Source organism: Niabella aurantiaca DSM 17617 (assembly GCF_000374125.1).
GTDB lineage: Bacteria > Bacteroidota > Bacteroidia > Chitinophagales > Chitinophagaceae > Niabella > Niabella aurantiaca.
In genome coordinates this window covers 41960-60795 of the sequence record NZ_KB893644.1, presented here as the reverse complement: position 1 = coordinate 60795, position 18836 = coordinate 41960, and the positions used below count along the sequence as shown (strand labels likewise).

Here is an 18836-nt window from a genome sequence, read left to right as displayed (position 1 = left end):
TATCATTATTAGAAATATTAGGTCTGTAACTTTAAGAAAATTTTTGTTTTTTGGGTCATCTTGATTGATTTTGAGAAAAGAGTATTAGAAATTGATACGGTTGATACAATTGTTACAGAAATGGCATTATAATTTAGTTTTTTATTATAACTATAATGCTTTTTATGCGATTGTTATCTACTACGTCTGTATGTTTATTTTCTATTTTTTGTGTTTTACCCGCCAATGCTTCTTTAGAAATTTCTAATCTTTCGGCAATATATCAACAGGGTCAGGTTTTTTTAACCTGGAACGAAATTGAACAAAAGGGTAATGTATATTATAATATATATGAATATGATGATCCAATAACTGCCAAGAATATTAAAATGGCAAAGCAAATAGGCCACCACGTTGAACCTTATTCTGCTTGCGATTGGTGGCTTGATCCCGCTTCTTTTGATAAAAATGCCAAACCTGACCGATCCCACGGATTTACTATTCGTCCACAAAGACTGTTAAATCCTGCTTCTGGCCTGTTTGTTCATACTGTATGTGCCGGCGATGAAAAAGGAGTATATTTTGCTGTTACAACCGTTACCAATGAAAAAGAAGATTTTAGTATTGTTCCTGGGAAAAATTCACTTAAAAAGCCGGTAATTGTTAAATCGGGCTTACCCATGCCTATTCAATTAGGAAATACGCCTCCTGCAGGAGCGGCTAAAGGTCAATCACTTACTATTAAATTACACGGACGGGGCGGGGACTTAAAATTAAGTCGTAAATCTAATTTTTTACTATTTGGAGATAGTACAATGGGCTGGAGAGAGGGGCTGGCCCGAAAATTTTTCGTATACAAAAAACAGGATGGAATTGTAATAGAACCGTATGACAGGCTATGGGTAGGCAGACCGTTAGATTATTCTCCAGACGAGAGAGATCATGTACGCGCTATCAATACCTGGTGGTATGGCTGCAACAATTTTATTTATGATACCAAAAAAGCCAAAAATGGCGTAGTAATTAATTATACTGAACGCTATATTCTCTACCTGGTAAAATGGGCACAGCAGTATTTTGGGACTAATCCCGCTCAAACCTATTTAGAGGGGAACTCTATGGGTGCCACTGGTGCTCTTTCAATCGGACTTCATCATCCTGAAGTTTTTACATCAATTTTTGCTACTGTACCGTTACCCGCATATACCAGGAAATCGGATATTGATGGAAAAACAACGATTGGCAGATTAGACGGGATTTGTGGCAGAATCTGTGATGAAACCATAATGACCAATGAAGGTATCTCCGTGTTAGATAGAATGAATTCTGAAAAGCTTATTGCAAACAGCATAAAAGAGTTGCCATTTATTGTAGTATTAAACGGGCGTACTGATAAATCAATGCCCTGGATTAATAATCCATCGTTTTACAGGCAAATGAACGCTTCTCGCGTTGGGTTCGTTGCTTACTGGAATAATGGCGGACATGACATGTACCATGAAGCTCCTCAAGATATGCTTAATTATTTTCAACTCCATCCTCGTATGGCTCTTAACAAGAGTTACCCCGCTTTTTCCAATTTTTCTGAAAATAATGATCCCGGAAACGGAAATAAAGATGATGGAGATTTGAAAGGTGGGATGAACCGAGGACTTTATTGGGAAAACGTACAAGACACGAAAGAAAAATGGAGTACGGAAATATATTTAAAAGATACAGCATCAGCCCAAAAAGTATCGGTCGATTTAACACCTCGAAGGCTGCAAAATTTCCATGTAGTAAAAGGGAGAAACTATGCTGTTAAAGTAGGAAACACTACCGGCTACGTTATGGCAGATGAGAAAGGTTTGATTACTATAAGAAATATTGTATTCGAAAGTAATAAAAGAATAACAGTGATAATTGCGCAAAAATAACCAAACAGCAGTTGCTTACTGACAATGTTCTATGATTAGATTGTGTATCTTAATAACCTGATCAGATTGTTATCATTTGATATGTAAAGATTTTTCGTTTTTGCTAACTTTTGTAATTATAAAGTATTTTTAAAAACCTAAAAATGTAAATCTTGCATAAAGCGCTCACTTTTATCACTGTCTTATTGCTTTCAAATTTGGTTTATAGCCAAGGCGCAGATGTTTTTTTCAAGAGAATAAATTCTAATGACGGTTTGTCTAAAAACAGTGTTAGTGCTATTATTCAAGATGCTAACGACTTCATATGGATAGCTACAACGAATGGGCTAAATAGGTTTGATGGGGAAACTTTTAAAGTATTTAAGAGAAATCCTTCAGATACTTCGTCCATACCAACCAATGAAATTCAGTCGCTTTACCAAAGTAAATCTTCAGATATCTGGATAGGTACCCAAAATAGCGGAGTCTTTAAATATATTCCTTCAAAAGATCAATTCGTACACTACGACTACTTTTCTTCGATTCCGGAAAGAGAGCGACATATTTATTGTATTGCTGAGGATAAACGGCAGGGTCTTTGGTTTGGGACCAATGCCGGACTAATTCGATATACTAATGGAAAGTTTTTTCCTGTCAAGACCGCTGTAAAAAGTAGAGTCAGGGATATCCAGTTAAAAAGTGACGCAGAATTATGGATAGTAAGTACGGAAGGGCTGGGAGTTCTTAATACAAATACCGGTGCATATAGCCGTTTTGATACGAAGTTTCCGGCACTTGTTAATACTGGAGTAAGATTCATCAGATTTTTTGCCGGAAAGTGGTTAATCGGAACAGATAGAGGTGCATTTGTTTATTCAGAAAACACGGTTAATGAGATTGGCGCTTTAAAAAACACGGTAGTAAATTGCCTGGCTGTTGATTTAAAACAGAATATATGGATCGGGACCCAGTCCGGTCTGTTCAGATTTGATAAAAATTTTAACTTATTTACGCTTTTTATAAATGAAGTCAATGATCCCAACTCACTTAGCAGCAATAGTATCACATCATTACTCATTAACAGGACTGGAATACTGTTTGTAGGAACCTCTTTTTCGGGTATTAATATATGTAACACAAATCATACTAATTTTTCAGGATTTAAATTTCAGAAACAGGATTATACAGGTTCCGGGGTTAATAATATTAAAGCAATTATGATTGATAACAAGGGTGGTTTTATTTTAGGTTCTGCTGTTGCAGGACTTTATCATACAAACTGCTTGTCAAAACCTTGTGAAAAAACATTTAAGGTGCTTAGAGGCGGCCTGTCAGTGCTAAGCGCCTATCATGCAAAAAATGATTCCTATTGGATTGGTTCTGTTAACAGCAAAAAAGGAATTTTAAATATAGACAGGGCTGGTAAGGAATTATATGATATGGGTGATTTTCTCAGTAAGCGTTTTGGCCTGTCGAATGTTGCCGGGTCGTGTTTTCTGGAGACGGGTAAAGATGATATTTGGATAGGAACTAATAGCGATGGATTGTTCAGGGTTTTCTTTGACAAAGAAACAAAAGTGCCTGCCCGTGTAATAAGATACTCAACTGATGGCGCTGAAAACAGCACAATCAGTTCTAATGAAATCCTCTGTATACAGATTGGAGAAGATAATAAATTATGGATAGGAACCAAAAACGGACTGAACCTTTTGGATTTAAGTACGGGTAAAATCAAAAAGATATTTTACAACCAAAAGGATAATTATTCAATAGGGTCAAACAAAATCAATAATATTTTGAGAGACGTGGATGGAAGAGTATGGGTAGGAACAGCAGGCGGAGGAGTAAATTTATTTCTTGGAGACTCATCCGGGGTTTTTAGATTCAGAAGATTTACTGAAACACAGGGGTTAAGTGATAATATTGTTCTTGGAATTGTACAGGATAACCACAGGGATCTTTGGGTAAGCACAAGTTATGGACTTAACCGAATAGGCAGTAAAGATTTCAAAATCACGAACTACTATAGAGAAGATGGCTTATCTAACAATGAATTCAGGCATAATGCATTTCTAAAAGACAGTAATGGCATTTTATACTTTGGAACGATATCCGGAATCAGTTACTTTGATCCAACTAAGGTTGTTGACGATGAATATCCTGCTGCCGTAAAGATAACAGACTTTTTACTTTTTAATAAACCCGTAGATATTGGAAAACAAGTAAATGGCAGGGTATTGCTTGATTCCAGTTTGTCCAATAAGTCTGAGATTATATTAAAGTATGATGAAAATACATTTGGTTTCAGATTTGCAGCGTTACATTTTGCGTCACCAAGATACAATAGGTTTAAATACAGGTTAAAAGGATTTAGTAATGATTGGATAGAGACAGGAGCCACAGAGAGAAGTGTGACTTTTGCAAAACTTTTGTCAGGGCGGTATGAATTCGAGATCATGGCCTCCAACCATTACGATAAGTGGAGTGAACCTGTAAGTGTTCGTATCGTCATAAAACCCGCTCCATGGAATACATGGTGGGCTTACCTAATTTACCTTGTTTTTTTGGCAGCCTTGGCCTGGGGAATATATAAAATTGTTATGGGAAGAAGCGCCTATAGAAAACAACTTGCTTACGAAAAAAATCAGCAGGAAATTATTAATGAAGTTAACCGATCTAAACTGAGGTTTTTTACCAATATTTCTCACGATTTTCGTACGCCTTTAACGCTTATCCTATCGCCCCTTAGTAAAATTATTAAAGAAGAGAAACCCAATACCGCATATAACAAGATTCATAAAGTTATGTATAGAAATGCTGATCGATTGTATCGGCTGATTGGTGAATTGATGAATTTTAAAGAGTTAGAGTCTGGAAATGTTTCCTTTAATCCTGAATATTCCGATATAGTTTCCTGGGTAAAAAATGTGTGTACCTCATATGATGAATTTTTTAAAGACAGACAAATTCATTTTGTATTCCATTCTACTCACTCCGAAATATTCATGCAATTTGATAAGCAAAAAGTCGAAAATATAATTTTCAATCTTTTATCCAATGCTGTAAATTTTACCGATAATGGGGGCCGGATAGAAGTTAATATTACAGGAATGGATGATTACATTGTAATTGATGTAATAGATAACGGCAAAGTCATTCCAGAAACAGAACAGAAAAATATTTTTACACGATATTATACAGCTGATACGGGTAATTACTCCTTTCAAAAGGGCGTGGGCATCGGTTTAGCCTTAACCAGAGAACTTGTACTATTACATGAAGGTGATATTGCTGTAGCCAGCACTGATGAAATTGGCACCTGCTTTACTATTAAGCTACCTAAAAAACATTCAGGCGCTTATAAGTATAACCCGAAGAACGAAATAATTGAATCGTCTGCCGAAACTTCCTCAAAAATCCCTGAAACAAAAGAGTATGCTCCTGCCGAAAAACCTATTGTTGTAATTGTTGAAGACAATTACGATTTGCGGGAGTTTTTAATGGATAGTTTAAAAGATAAATACAAAGTCTATGGGGCAAAAGATGGAAAAAGTGGCTTGGAATTAATAGAAGAGCTGCTTCCTGATCTTGTTATTTCCGATATTATGATGCCGAAAGTTAGTGGTTTGAATCTTTGTCATCGGTTGAAATCCAATTCGCTCACTGCTCATATACCTGTTATACTCCTTACTGCTAAAGCGACCGTTTCTGATAATATTACCGGCACTAAAACAGGTGCAGATGAGTACATCTATAAACCATTTGAACTAGAGCTTTTATTAGCAAAAAGTCATAACCTGATTATGACCAGGAGGCGGTTAAGAGATGTGTGGAGTGCTAAAATGAGCCAACCTGATCCTCAGCAGGAGGAAGATAAGGATACAGTTCATGATGAATTTATTGAAAAGGCAATTTCACTAATTGAAGAAAACTTATCAGATCCTGAAATAGGAATTGATTTTTTAGCCAAAAACCTAAATGTAAGCAGGGCGCAACTGTATCGAAAATTTAAGGCTTTGAGCAATCAAACGGTTAAGGAGTTTATACGCATCGTTCGCATTAGAAATGCCGCCAGGCTCATTCTTGAGCGTAAACTGAACATATCAGAAATCTGTTATGAGGTAGGATTTACCTCACCATCTTATTTTGCTAAATGCTTTAAAGAAATTTACGGAGTCACACCTACCGAGTATACGGAAAAGAATAAATAATTGATTTTAAATTAATTAGAATTTGCTTCCACCTAAATTGAGACATTAGTTATACTATTTGAGAAAAGAGATAAAGTCTTTGATGATGAAGTGACAGACATTTGCCTTTAATAACGATAAGGCATATGAAGTGTAACTCTAAGATTTTCTCATTGCTTCCGACAATCATTTTATTTTTTATCATTCCCCTCCGCAGTTTTTCGCAAATTTCAGATGAACAAGTTATTAAAAAGATGGCTGATGGTATTATTGAGGAAACTACATTTAAGTTTAAGCATAAAGAATCTGGCAAAATTGTTAATGATTTAACCAAAGCCCTTAGCGGAGTTTACCTCACTAATCCTTACAACGAGTGGCGGTACTGGAATGGCGTATTGGGGATTGCCATGCAGCAATTGTCTTTGCTCACCAAAGAGCAGTGCTATGCTAATTATGCATATAAAAATGTTTCTTTTGCCTTTGACCATGCTGCCATAATGAAGGAAATGACCCTTAAAGGGCAACTAAAGGGTATGGAGCAATTTTTTAAGCATGAGTTGTTGGATGATTGTGGCGCAATGGGTGCAGATCTCTTAGATATATACAGGAATCATCCCAGAAGTGATTTTCGAGCTTATATCGATAAAACTGCCGACTACATCTACAAAGATGAATATCGTCTTTCTGATGGCACGTTGGCAAGAACATGGCCACAGAATAAAACTGTGTGGCTCGATGATTTATACATGAGTGTACCATTTATGGCAAGGTATGCTGTACTGGCTAACGATAACAAGTATTTTGATTTTTGCATACAACAGGTTGCCCTGTTTACAAAGCACCTGTATTCACCTAAAGATGAGCTTTTTTTTCATTGCTATTATGACAATGTTTGTGAAAACGGCCCGGCATTTTGGGGACGCGCCAATGGGTGGTGCCTTTTAGCCCAATCTGAATTACTTTCTTTACTTCCAGACAATTATCCGGGCAAAGATTCTCTTATTAAAAATTATACCAGGCAAATTATCGGGTTGTCTAAATACCAAGGCAAGTCGGGATTATGGCACCAGATATTGAACAAAAGCGACTCTTTCTTAGAAACTTCAGCTACGGCCATGTTCACTTATGCCGTTGCTCTGGGAATCAATAAAGGGTGGCTCAATAAGATGTACGCCGACCTGGCCTTGTCCGGGTGGGAAGGGATTAAAACTATGATTACTCCGGATGGGAAGGTGAAAAATATATCAAAAGGTACAGGAACCAATACAAGTCTGAAATATTATTATGACAGACCTACACCATTCAATGATATTCATGGTCTTGGGCCTGTAATACTTGCTGGTATCGAGATAGTAAAATTGAAAAGATTGTTAGAATAAATAAAAGAACCACAATAAATACAATTGCTATATGATATTAGAAAAAACAGATATTAAAGTATTGTTTTCAGCGATTCATTGTATGCTATTTTTATTGGTAAGTGTACACGTTGCTGCAAATGTAAGATTGCCTGAAATACTTGGTAGCAGTATGGTTTTGCAAAGAGATAAGCCGGTAAATATATGGGGTTGGGCTGAACCTAATGAGAAAGTCGTAGTTACTTTTAAAGGACAACGTTATGAGTCAATCACTACGAAAGATAGAAAGTGGCGTATTGAACTTCCACCCACAAAAGCTGGGGGGCCATATGAAATAACTGTTTCAGGATATAATAGTATTGTTTTAAAGGATATTCTTTTCGGAGATGTATATGTATGTTCTGGCCAATCGAATATGGAATTCAGAATGAATCGCGTAGAAGACAGGTACGCTGAGGAAATTTCTAACAGTACTAATAATAGGATACGCCAGTTTGCAGTAAACTCAACATGGAGTTTTGTCATTTTGGATGACATGCAATCAAAACAAAAGTGGAGGCCTGCAAATCCTCATAACCTTATGAACTTTTCGGCTGTTGCTTATTTCTTTGGCAGGGCCTTATATGAAAAGTATCAAATACCTATAGGGATTATTTTAAGTAGCGTTGGCGGCACTCCAATAGAATCCTGGATTAGTAAAGAGGCGCTGAAGGAATTCCCGGACTTATTAGCTATAAATGATTCGCTGGAAAATCCGATAACGGTCAATGCAATAAAATTAAAAGATAGCCTGATAACTGCTGACTGGTTTCGAAATATTAAAATAAACGATCGCGGTACTACTTCTTCACTAAAATGGCAGGATGATCAAACAAATTATAAAGCATGGGATTCAATTAAAGTACCTGGATATTGGGAAGACGCTGGAGTAAAGGATTTGGATGGAGTAGTCTGGTATTATCGACAATTTTATGTTCCTGAAAATATAGCGTCAAAAAATGGGCTTTTATTATTGGGCCTCATTGATGATCAGGATTCAACTTATTTAAACGGGCAGAGAGTTGGTTTTACTACCAGTAAATATATGGCAAGGCGATATAAAATAGAGCCCGGTATGTTGAAGCCTGGTTTAAACACGATAGTGATACGCATTGTCGACATGGAAGGGAAAGGAGGTTTTTTGAATGGAAAAGATTACAAATTCATTATTGACGGTCAATCTATTGATCTTAGTGGAACCTGGTATTATAAAGTAGGCTACAAATCGTTGCCGTTTCCCCGGGAAAGTATCACCTCTTTTAGCCGGAAGCCTACCGTGTTGTATAATGCGATGATAGCTCCTTTATTACCGATGAGCATTAAAGGGGTTATTTGGTATCAGGGCGAAGCTAATGTAGCACAGGCGCATCAATATCAAAAACTGTTTAAAGTAATGATAAAAGATTGGCGGAAAAAGTGGCAACAAGGAGATCTTCCTTTCTTATTTGTTCAGCTACCCAATATAGGCCGCGCACCTTCGGAACCCGAAGAAAACAATTGGGCAGAGCTTAGAGAGGCCCAGGCAATGGCGTTAGAGCTGTCCAATACAGCAATGGCTATAACATATGATATTGGAGAGTGGAATGATATTCATCCTTCGAACAAAAAGGATGTTGGTGAGAGATTATTTTTATTAGCTGAGAATTTGATTTATAGCAATCTTCACGCTGATGCTGCTGGTCTCAGATATAAATCAATGAAAATTGTTGGCAAAGAGATCGAAATCACTTTTAATGAAAAATTACTGCCCTCTGAAAAGGTATTAAACCAGTTTTCTATCGCTGGTGATGATAAAATTTTTAAATGGGCCAAAACAAAAATAGCAAATGGTAAATTGATCGTTTGGAATGAAACGATTGCTCATCCTGTTGCCGTAAGGTATGCATGGGCACAAAATCCTTCAGGAGCGAATCTGACAAACAAGGATGGTATGCTAGCCTCGCCTTTTCGAACGGATGACTGGCGGGGAATAACGGGTGGAAATTAATAACCAATTACTGTATTTATTACCATATAAAATAATCCAAAACAAATACAATTATGAACCAGGAATTACGAATGCTTGTTTATTCATTTTTTAAAAAATGGCGGCTAATATCTTTTATGAGATTTTTTTCGCTGACCCTTCTCTTCCTGTTACAATGTTACTTAAAAGCATTGTCGCAGGATATTACGGTTTCGGGTACCGTTTTAGATCCGGATCATCAACCTGTCGCATTGGTCACCGTCTCTGAAAAGGGAACGCAGCAAAAAGGGGTATCAGATGTTAATGGAAATTTTAAAATTTCCGTCGGTTCGGTTAATGCCGTTTTGATTTTTTCGGGAGTCCAGTTTATAGAGCAGGAAGTCAAATTAGAAGGAAGAACTAAACTGAATGTCATCTTAGACAGGAAAATAAACAAACTAGATGAAGTGGTGGTAATAGGATATGGAGAAGTACGACGAAAGGATCTTACCGGATCTGTAGGAACGGTTAATATGAAAGATATGATGAAAGCCCCGGTTATTTCATTTGAAGATGCATTAGGGGGGCGTGTTGCCGGGGTTCAGGTGACGTCACCGGATGGGCAGCCGGGAAGTGCGCCCAATATCGTTATACGTGGACAAAGCTCTATCACGCAAGAAAATGCTCCTTTATATGTAATCGATGGTTTCCCAATTGAAAATCCGGATAATAATGCAATAAATCCTGAAGAAATAGAGTCCATACAAGTTTTAAAGGACGCCTCTTCAGCTGCTATTTATGGATCGAGAGGTGCAAACGGCGTTATAATAATTACTACGAAGAAAGGTAAGTCGGGCGCACCGGTAGTGAATTACGATTTCTATACCGGCGCCCAAAAGGTCATTCAAAGAGTAGCTACCATGAATTCCTATGAGTTTGTAAAATATCAGCTGGAGATTGATTCTGCATACGCTTCGGGCATTTATTTAACTAATGGAAAAACGCTGGAAGATTACCGTAATGAACCCACAATAAATTGGGAAGATTTGATGTATCAAACAGCTCCGATGCAGAATCATGCCGTTTCTGTGCGGGGAGGGGCGAATAATACCAAATATTCTCTTTCGGGGTCCCTCTCTTCATCAGACGGTATAATTATATATTCAGGAGTGAAAAGATACCAGGGGCGTGCGGCGATTGATCAAATTATCAGCAAGTCCTTTAAAACCGGCGTTAATATTAATTATAGTTCTACTAAAAGTTATGGAACTCCCACCGCAGTGGCCAGTTCAAATTCTTTAATGTATAACATCTGGTCTCGCAGGCCTACGAATGGGACTGATAATTTAACTGATCTTATTGAAGGCGGTGTTGATCTGCCTACAGATTTTCGCTGGAACCCTGTATTAAGCGCTCAAAATGAACTTAGGGATAGAATTAATACTGTCTTTTCAGCAAATACCTATCTTCAGTACAATATTTTGCGTGGTTTGATTTTTAAAGCCACCGGGGTTTATCAAAAGAGCGTTCTTGAATATGATATTTTTAATAATTCTCAAACAAGATCCGGAAGCCCGCTAACAGCAGCGGGCGCTAATGGAGTAAACGGCTCTATCACTTATACCAATCTGGACTATTTTACAAATGAAAATACACTTACATACAGTAAATCATTCAATCAGGCGCACAATCTAAATGCCCTTGCCGGGTACACTCTTCAATCTACGATGCTTCATAGATTTGGAGGAGGAGCTATCCAGGTTCCTAATGAAAGTTTGGGTTTAAGTGGCCTGGATGAAGGTATTCCTTTTTCGATAACCGCAGCAAACTCAAAAAGCCGTTTGCAATCTTTTCTTAGCCGGTTAGATTATAATTATAAAGAACGTTACTATTTAACTGCTTCTTTTCGGGCAGATGGTTCCTCAAAATTTAGAGCCGGAGGCAACAGGTGGGGCTATTTCCCTTCAGCCGCTTTTTCATGGAATATTTCTAAGGAAGCATTCCTGAAGAATAGTGCAACTATTTCCGATGCGAAATTGAGGGTGAGTTATGGTACAATCGGCAATAACAGGGTTTCTGATTTCGCCTATCTGAGCGCCCTCTCTCTTCCTATTGTTAACAGTTACGGCTTTAATAATGAAAACCCTCCTTCTAAGGGAATTATTCCTTCTGAGATAGGTAATCCTGATTTGAAATGGGAGACATCTAAAGAGCTAAATCTGGGGTTAGATCTTAGCTTTTTTAAAGGAAGGCTGGCTATGACTGCTGAGGTGTATAGGAAAAGAACGGATGATCTTTTATTACAGGCACAATTACCCCCTTCTTTCGGGTATAGGAGTGCCTATAGAAATATCGGTTCGGTGGAGAATAAAGGATTGGAGTTGACATTCAATACACAGAATATCGTATCTAAATCATTCAAATGGGAAACTAATTTCAATATTTCGTTTAACCGGAATAAAGTCCTGGCTTTAACTGATAATCAGGATTCTTATTTAACCACTGTAAGTTTTGATACCCGATACAACGGTGCGCCTACTTATATTACACAAATTGGACAACCGATAGGTATGTTTTATGGGTACATTTGGGAAGGGAATTACCAATATGCAGATTTTAATGAAACTTCTCCCGGCGTTTATACGCTTAAACCAGACGTTCCTAATATTGCGGCATCGGCTGTTAAGCCAGGACACATAAAGTATAAAGATCTTAATGGCGATTTAATAGTAAATGATGCTGACAGAACAGTGATCGGCAATCCTAATCCAAAATTTATCGGGGGCTTTAGCAACAATTTTAACTACAAAAATTTTGACCTCAATGTTTTCTTACAATTTTCTTACGGGAATGATATAATGAATACAAACCGCCTGATGCTGGAAGGTCTTATAGGCACTGTTGGTTTAAACATGTATGACACCTATTCGAATCGGTGGACTCCTGAAAACCAGAATAATATGTATTATGCTACAGCTTTGGGCGGGCCAAGGGTTTATTCTACCAGGACGCTTGAAGATGGCTCCTATCTGAGATTGAAAACAATTTCTTTTGGTTATAACCTTCCTTATGAACTTATTAGCAAAATAAGATTTAAAAAGCTAAGGATATATGCGTCTGCTCAGAATCTGCTGACCTGGACTAAATACTCCGGTTCTGACCCTGAAGTATCAACTTTTAGTTCGGCTATCGTTCAGGGGTTTGATTTTTCAGCATATCCACGTCCCAAAACGATTGTATTGGGTTTAAACTTAACTTTTTAATCAATTTTATTATGAAAAAAATATTAATTATATCAACCATACTTGTTGGCTTTTTAACCCAATCCTGTTCCAAATTTCTAAATACAGAACCCGAAGATTTCATAGCTCCGGAAACATATTATAAAACAGAATCTGATTTGAATACTGCTTTGACAGGCGTCTATGATATATTGGGAGCGAGCGGTCTTTACAGGCGCAATCTTTCTTTTGAATTGTCAATCACTACAGATGAGGGATTCAATAGAGCCAGCACCGGCGTATTGCCCTGCTTTTATAATCACGATGCTGCAGACCCTATTGTTCTGGCATGTTGGACAAGCTGCTATCAGGGGATTGAAAGGGCTAATTTATTGCTCGCTAATATTGATAAAGCAGATGCTTCACAAGCTTCAAAAGAAGTCATAAGAGGACAGGCGTTATTTTTGAGAGCCTACTATTATTTTATTTTAGTTACGAACTGGGGCGATGTTCCGCTAAAGTTAGCGCCCGCCGGATCCTTATCTGAAATTTCCACAAAAAAATTTCCGGCAGCAGAAATTTACGACCAGATCATCGCCGATATGACTACAGCTGAGGGTTTGGTAAAAGATATAACAGAGTACAATTTTGGTGGTCGGGTATCTAAATCGGCAGTAAGGGGTATTCTTGCAAAAGTATGCCTGCATGCGGCCGGAAGGTTAAACGATCCTTCAAAATATGAACTTTCGTTGCAATGGTCAGATAAGTTAATCAAATCGAATCTGCATTCTTTAAATCCAGACTATAAGCAAATTTTTATTAATTACTTACAGGATAAGTATGATATAAAAGAAAGTATTTGGGAAGCTGAGTTTTCGGGAAACAATATTGGCACTTCTGTAAATGAAGCTGAAAATTATGTATCGGCTTTTGGTGTGAATAATGCAGATCTTAATCCCGTTGGATATATGCAGGGTTTGGTTTTATCTACGGCAAAATTTTATAATGCCTTTTCGAACGATGATTTAAGGCGAGATTGGATTATTTCTACTTACACCTACGTAGGAAACAGAGGTACCAGTACCAGTAATTATCCTTCAAATAACAAGTGGAGGTATATAGCCAAATATAGGAGAGATTATCAAACGCTAACACCAAAGGCGCAATATTTGGGCTCTACTAATTTTCCTCTGTTGCGTTATGCCGATGTGCTGTTGATGTACGCTGAAGCAAGCAACGAAGTGAATGGGGCTCCCAATCAGGAGGCGCTCGAAGCTCTAAATAGGGTAAGACGCAGAGCGGTAGGAGTCGATGTAAATACCCCCAATGTATCGGTAGATGTGCCTGCTGGTACCAGCAAAGCAGATTTTCTGACGCTTGTACAGAATGAAAGGTTTAAAGAATTAGCGTTCGAGGGTATAAGGAAGATGGATTTGATGCGCTGGGGTATTTTTCTCCAGGTTATGGCTGATGAGGTTACAGATGTAAATCAAAATGGCGTAACATCAGGCCCGGCATGGCCTGGAAAAGTAATTGTGGCTTCGCGTTTTTCTGCAGCTTCCGAAAGACATTTATTGCTTCCCATACCCCAATCAGAACTTTCTTTGAATAAAGATTTTGGCGGGCAAAATCCCAATTGGTAGCATGAACAGGGTTTTATTTATGTTGATCCTGAATTTGGTTAGTGCTGCGTCTTTAGCTCAGAAAGAGCTTGACGGTTGCAGTGTTATACTTGTTAACGATACACTTCGCGTGGAAAATGAAAAAGTTTGTTACAAATATTTGTGGAACAATGGCTACTTAATAAGTGTTTCAATAACTGATAAAAGTGCTGATTACACCTGGAAGCTAAAGAACACGCAACCGGATCAGTTCTTTATTGGAGAGCAAAAACCTGACGCCGGTAAACTTGTACTAACCAAACAACTGGCAACGCCTGTTTCTCCATCCTTTTTAAGAGCAGAGGTTACTGTTTCTTTGGGCGGGTTTTCATTAAAGCGCGTATTAAGAATTTATCCAAATTGCCCGGTGATTGCTTCTGATCTGTATTTGAAAGGGAAAGTGTCGCGCAGTTGGGAAACCAATATTACGAACCAGGGAGAGTTGCGTAATATTGAAACTAAGGCTGCTATTGCTGATGGAGAAATTGCTACTTCTATGCTCAACCGGCTTAATTTGCCAGGCAACAACTGGAACGTAAAAGCTGTCGAGTTTTTTGATGTCACAGATAGAAATAACAATTTAGTAAATGCCCGCTCTCAATTAGCATATAGAGGAGAAAGTCGATTGTCAGGCAATCTGCTGTTTATATCCAATCAGGATAGTCCGAATAGTTTATTTATATTAAAAGAGGCGCCCACTTCAGTAGCGCAAATAAATTATCCTGGCTTCGACTTTTCGATTCGTGTAGGAGAAATAAAAACGGTTGGCGTTGGAATTGATTCAAAAGAAATCAAACCGGATGTATGGACTAAATGTTATGGATATGCAGTTGGCGTATCTATGAAAGATGAGTATAGCCAACTGTCTGCGTTGCGAATATATCAGAAGAAACTTCGCACACATTTACCCCGGCGGGATGATATGATTTTGCTGAACACCTGGGGGGATAGAAATCAGGATAAAAGTGTAAATGAGGCTTTTGCATTGCAAGAGATCGAAGCAGGAAAAAAACTGGGCATTACCCACTTCCAGATCGATGATGGCTGGCAGTCGGGCAAATCAGGAAATTCTGCTTTTGCCGGCGGGAGCTTTAAAAATATTTGGAGCAATCCTGACTACTGGGAGCCGGATAAAGATAAGTTCCCAAACGGGTTACATAAAGTTGTTGAAGCAGGTAGAAAAGCCGGTATTGAAGTGTGTTTGTGGTTTAACCCAAGTAAAGAAGATAACTATGCCGATTGGCGAAAAGATGCAGCCGCCCTTATAAAATTAAATAAGAGCTATGGTATCAGGACATTTAAAATAGACGGCGTACAGGTAAGTAATAAGAACTGTGAGACCAATCTCAGGAAAATGTTGGATACCGTAATGGCTGTAACAAAAAAACAGGCAGCCTTTAATTTGGATGTTACTGCAGGTAAAAGATACGGCTATCATTACTTCAATGAATATGGTAACATATTTTTAGAGAATCGTTATACGGATTACGGAAATTATTATCCTTATTGGACATTGCGTAATCTGTGGATGTTGTCCCGGTATGTTCCGCCTCAAAATCTGCAGATAGAGTTCTTGAATAATTACAGAAATAAAGACAAGTATCCTGACGATGATGACCTTGCCCCCGGAAAAATGTCTTTTGAATACCTGTTTGCCATAACTATGATGGCGCAACCCCTGGCCTGGTTTGAAGCATCCGGTTTGCCGGAAGATGCATTTGGGATTGCCCCTACTGTTAAAAAATACAGGGAATTACAATCAGATATTCATGCAGGTAACATATTTCCTATTGGAGCTGAACCGGACGGAGTAAGTTGGACAGGCTTCCAGTCGGACAATGACAAAAAGGGATATATTATAGTTTATCGGGAGAATAACAAACAGGGTAAATGTATAATGAATACATGGTTGAAGAAAGGTGCCCGAGTTAAATTTATTTCAGTTTTGGGAAGCGGGAAGTCTTTTGCCGCAACTGCAGGTGAAGGGGGAAGCATTTCTTTTGCACTTCCCCAATCCAATTCTTACGCGTTATATAAATATGAAGTTCAGTAAAGCCATACTATTTAGTTGTTTCCTGTCTTGTCTGCAACCTTTGTTTGCTGCTCCCAATACTATAATAAAAGATAGCATTATTATTAATGCCAATTTGCCGGGAGCTTTTCCTTTAGCAGATGGTAGTAAGGTGGCCCCTGTATATGTTGATGAGAAGGAAGAGAAAGTCGTTCATATTGTAGCCGGGCTATTTGCTAAGGATATCGAGTCCGTAACCGGTTATAAACCATTATTAAGAAGTCAAAAAGATCCACCAACGGATTTGATGATCATTGCAGGTACCGTTGATCAGTCAGATTTTATTAAAAAAATACAAAGCGAGAACGGTTTATTTCGGGACCTAACAGGTAAATGGGAGACGTTTACAATATGTTTGGTCGATAGACCGTTCAAGGGAGTCAAAAAGGCATTGGTGATTTGTGGTAGTGATAAAAGAGGACTAGCCTTCGGACTATTTGAGTTATCCCGTCGGATAGGTGTTTCTCCGTTAGTTTGGTGGGCCGATGTCGTTCCTCAAAAACGAAGTAAGCTTTATTTTAAAGCAGGGCAGCATATCGGTGAAAGTCCGTCTGTTAAATACCGAGGTGTTTTTTTAAATGATGAAGACTGGGGGTTACAACCATGGGCCGCAAGGAAAATGGATACGGACATACAGGATATTGGTCCTAATACTTATGCAAAAGTATTTGAGCTGTTACTGCGGTTAAAAGCAAATTATATCTGGCCAGCCATGCATCCATCAACTAAAGCTTTTTGGTATTATAAGCGGAATGCGGAAATAGCGAAAGATTATAGTATAATTCTTGGTGCCAGTCATTGTGAACCAATGCTAAGAAATAATGTATTTGAATGGTCCGAGAATTTTGAAAAAGAGTATGGAAAGAAACCTGGAGCGTGGAGATATGATGTCAACAGCAGAGAAATTTATACATATTGGGAGGATAGAGTAAAGCAAGCTTCAGGGAATGAAGCGGTTTATACCGTTGGGATGCGTGGCATACATGATGGGAGTATGCCCGGCCCCGATTCTATTGAATTAAAAAAAATACTTCTTGAAAAGATAATTACCGATCAGCGATATTTATTAAACAGGTATAACAAAGGGATTCAGGTTCCTCAAATTTTTTGCCCTTATAAAGAAGTATTGGATATTTACCAGGAAGGTTTAAAACTTCCCGAAGATATTACTATCGTTTGGTCTGATGATAATCATGGTTATATCCGGCAGCTATCAGATCGCGAAGAAAGAGGTAGAAAAGGAGGCAGCGGTGTTTATTATCATCTTTCTTATTGGGGAAGACCGAAAGATTATTTGTGGTTGTCCAGTATTTCCCCTGTTTTGATTTCAAATGAAATGACTAAAGCCTATCAATTGGGAGCAGACAAATTATGGATATTTAATGTTGGAGATATTAAGCCAGCGGAAGCGGAATTACAGTTCGCATTGGACCTGGCGTGGAATATAAATGCCTGGCCAACTGAAAAGGCTTTTGGTTACACATATAGTTGGGCCAAAGAAACTTTTGGAGAAAATCTGGCAACTGAAATAGCGACCATTAAAAATGAATATTATCATTTAGCGGCATCCGGAAAGCCAGAACATATACTTGATATTAATTTCTCTGAATCTGAGATGCAACTCCGGCTCCAGGCATACAAGCAATTATTTGCAAAGGTTTATAAAATAAAATCAAAAATACCGGAGACATTAAGGGCGGCATTTTTTCAGCTAATAGAATATCCTGTTACAGGTGCTATGCTTATGAATGAAAAAGTTTTATGTGCAAAACTTAGTTGGCTTTATGCAAATAAAGGGGATTCTTCGGCTTTAAATTATTCTGACCGGTCAAAGAAAGCATTTAAAGAAATTCAAAGAATAACTAATGTTTATAATAAAGAAATATCGGCAGGCAAATGGGATGGGATGATGAGTTGGCATCCCCGCGAGCAGGAAGTTTTTAAAATGCCGAAGATAGCATCGGCTAAAGATATAAAAACGCTGCAAAAAGAGCCAACTACACCAAAAGACGAGGTTTTAAAAGTATCACCCTCTCAATTTTATGTTACTAATAGGCGGGGTATGAAAATATCAACAGTAAAAGGGCTTGGTATTGCAGGTGTGGGGTTGACAGTATTACCTGTGACGGAGGATGTACCAAAAGATATTACGCAATTGCCATTTATTGAATATAAAATATCAGGGTTAACAGAAGATGATTATATGATTCAAATTAGAGCATTGCCTGTCTTCCCGTTGTACGAGGGCTGTGATATGGGGTATGCTATATCTGTAAATAATGAACCGGCTAAATGGGTTGACCTGAAAGTAGAGGCTGATACGCCCGCCTGGGATAAAAATGTATTGCAAGGGTATATAAGCGCAAAAACACAAAGTAAATTTTTTAGAAACAAAAGTGTAAATTCAATAAAGATATATTTTACTTCTCCCGGATTTGTTTTTAGTAATATGAGTTTGCATCCACTTAAATGACAAG

General features: G+C 38.0%; 8 protein-coding genes. All 8 read left to right on the top strand.

Annotation, left to right across the window (positions count from 1 at the left end):
- The first annotated feature begins 164 nt into the window (after positions 1-164).
- Complete coding sequence (locus tag B160_RS0119450) at positions 165-1895, top strand: alpha/beta hydrolase-fold protein (protein WP_169540108.1); 1731 nt, start codon at positions 165-167, stop codon at positions 1893-1895.
- 152 nt (positions 1896-2047) lie between these two features.
- Positions 2048-6085, top strand: a complete 4038-nt coding sequence (locus B160_RS0119445) for a two-component regulator propeller domain-containing protein (RefSeq protein ID WP_018629601.1) — start codon at positions 2048-2050, stop codon at positions 6083-6085.
- 125 nt (positions 6086-6210) lie between these two features.
- Positions 6211-7443, top strand: coding sequence for a glycoside hydrolase family 88/105 protein (locus tag B160_RS0119440; protein ID WP_018629600.1), 1233 nt, complete (start codon positions 6211-6213; stop codon positions 7441-7443).
- Positions 7444-7474: 31 nt separating this feature from the next.
- Entirely contained in the window at positions 7475-9448 is a 1974-nt protein-coding gene (locus B160_RS0119435; protein WP_018629599.1) for a sialate O-acetylesterase, read from the top strand.
- 53 nt (positions 9449-9501) lie between these two features.
- On the top strand, positions 9502-12669 hold the full coding sequence (locus B160_RS0119430; RefSeq protein ID WP_018629598.1) for a SusC/RagA family TonB-linked outer membrane protein: 3168 nt from the start codon (positions 9502-9504) through the stop codon (positions 12667-12669).
- Positions 12670-12680: 11 nt separating this feature from the next.
- Positions 12681-14270: a RagB/SusD family nutrient uptake outer membrane protein gene (locus tag B160_RS0119425; RefSeq protein WP_018629596.1), complete on the top strand. Its 1590-nt coding sequence runs from the start codon at positions 12681-12683 to the stop codon at positions 14268-14270.
- A 1-nt stretch (position 14271) separates the two neighbouring features.
- Positions 14272-16341 (top strand): alpha-galactosidase, encoded by a 2070-nt coding sequence (locus B160_RS0119420; protein WP_018629594.1) that lies wholly within the window; start codon positions 14272-14274, stop codon positions 16339-16341.
- Positions 16328-18832 (top strand): glycosyl hydrolase 115 family protein, encoded by a 2505-nt coding sequence (locus tag B160_RS0119415; RefSeq protein WP_018629593.1) that lies wholly within the window; start codon positions 16328-16330, stop codon positions 18830-18832. The genes B160_RS0119420 and B160_RS0119415 overlap by 14 nt, the downstream gene beginning before the upstream one ends.
- Positions 18833-18836 lie beyond the last annotated feature (4 nt).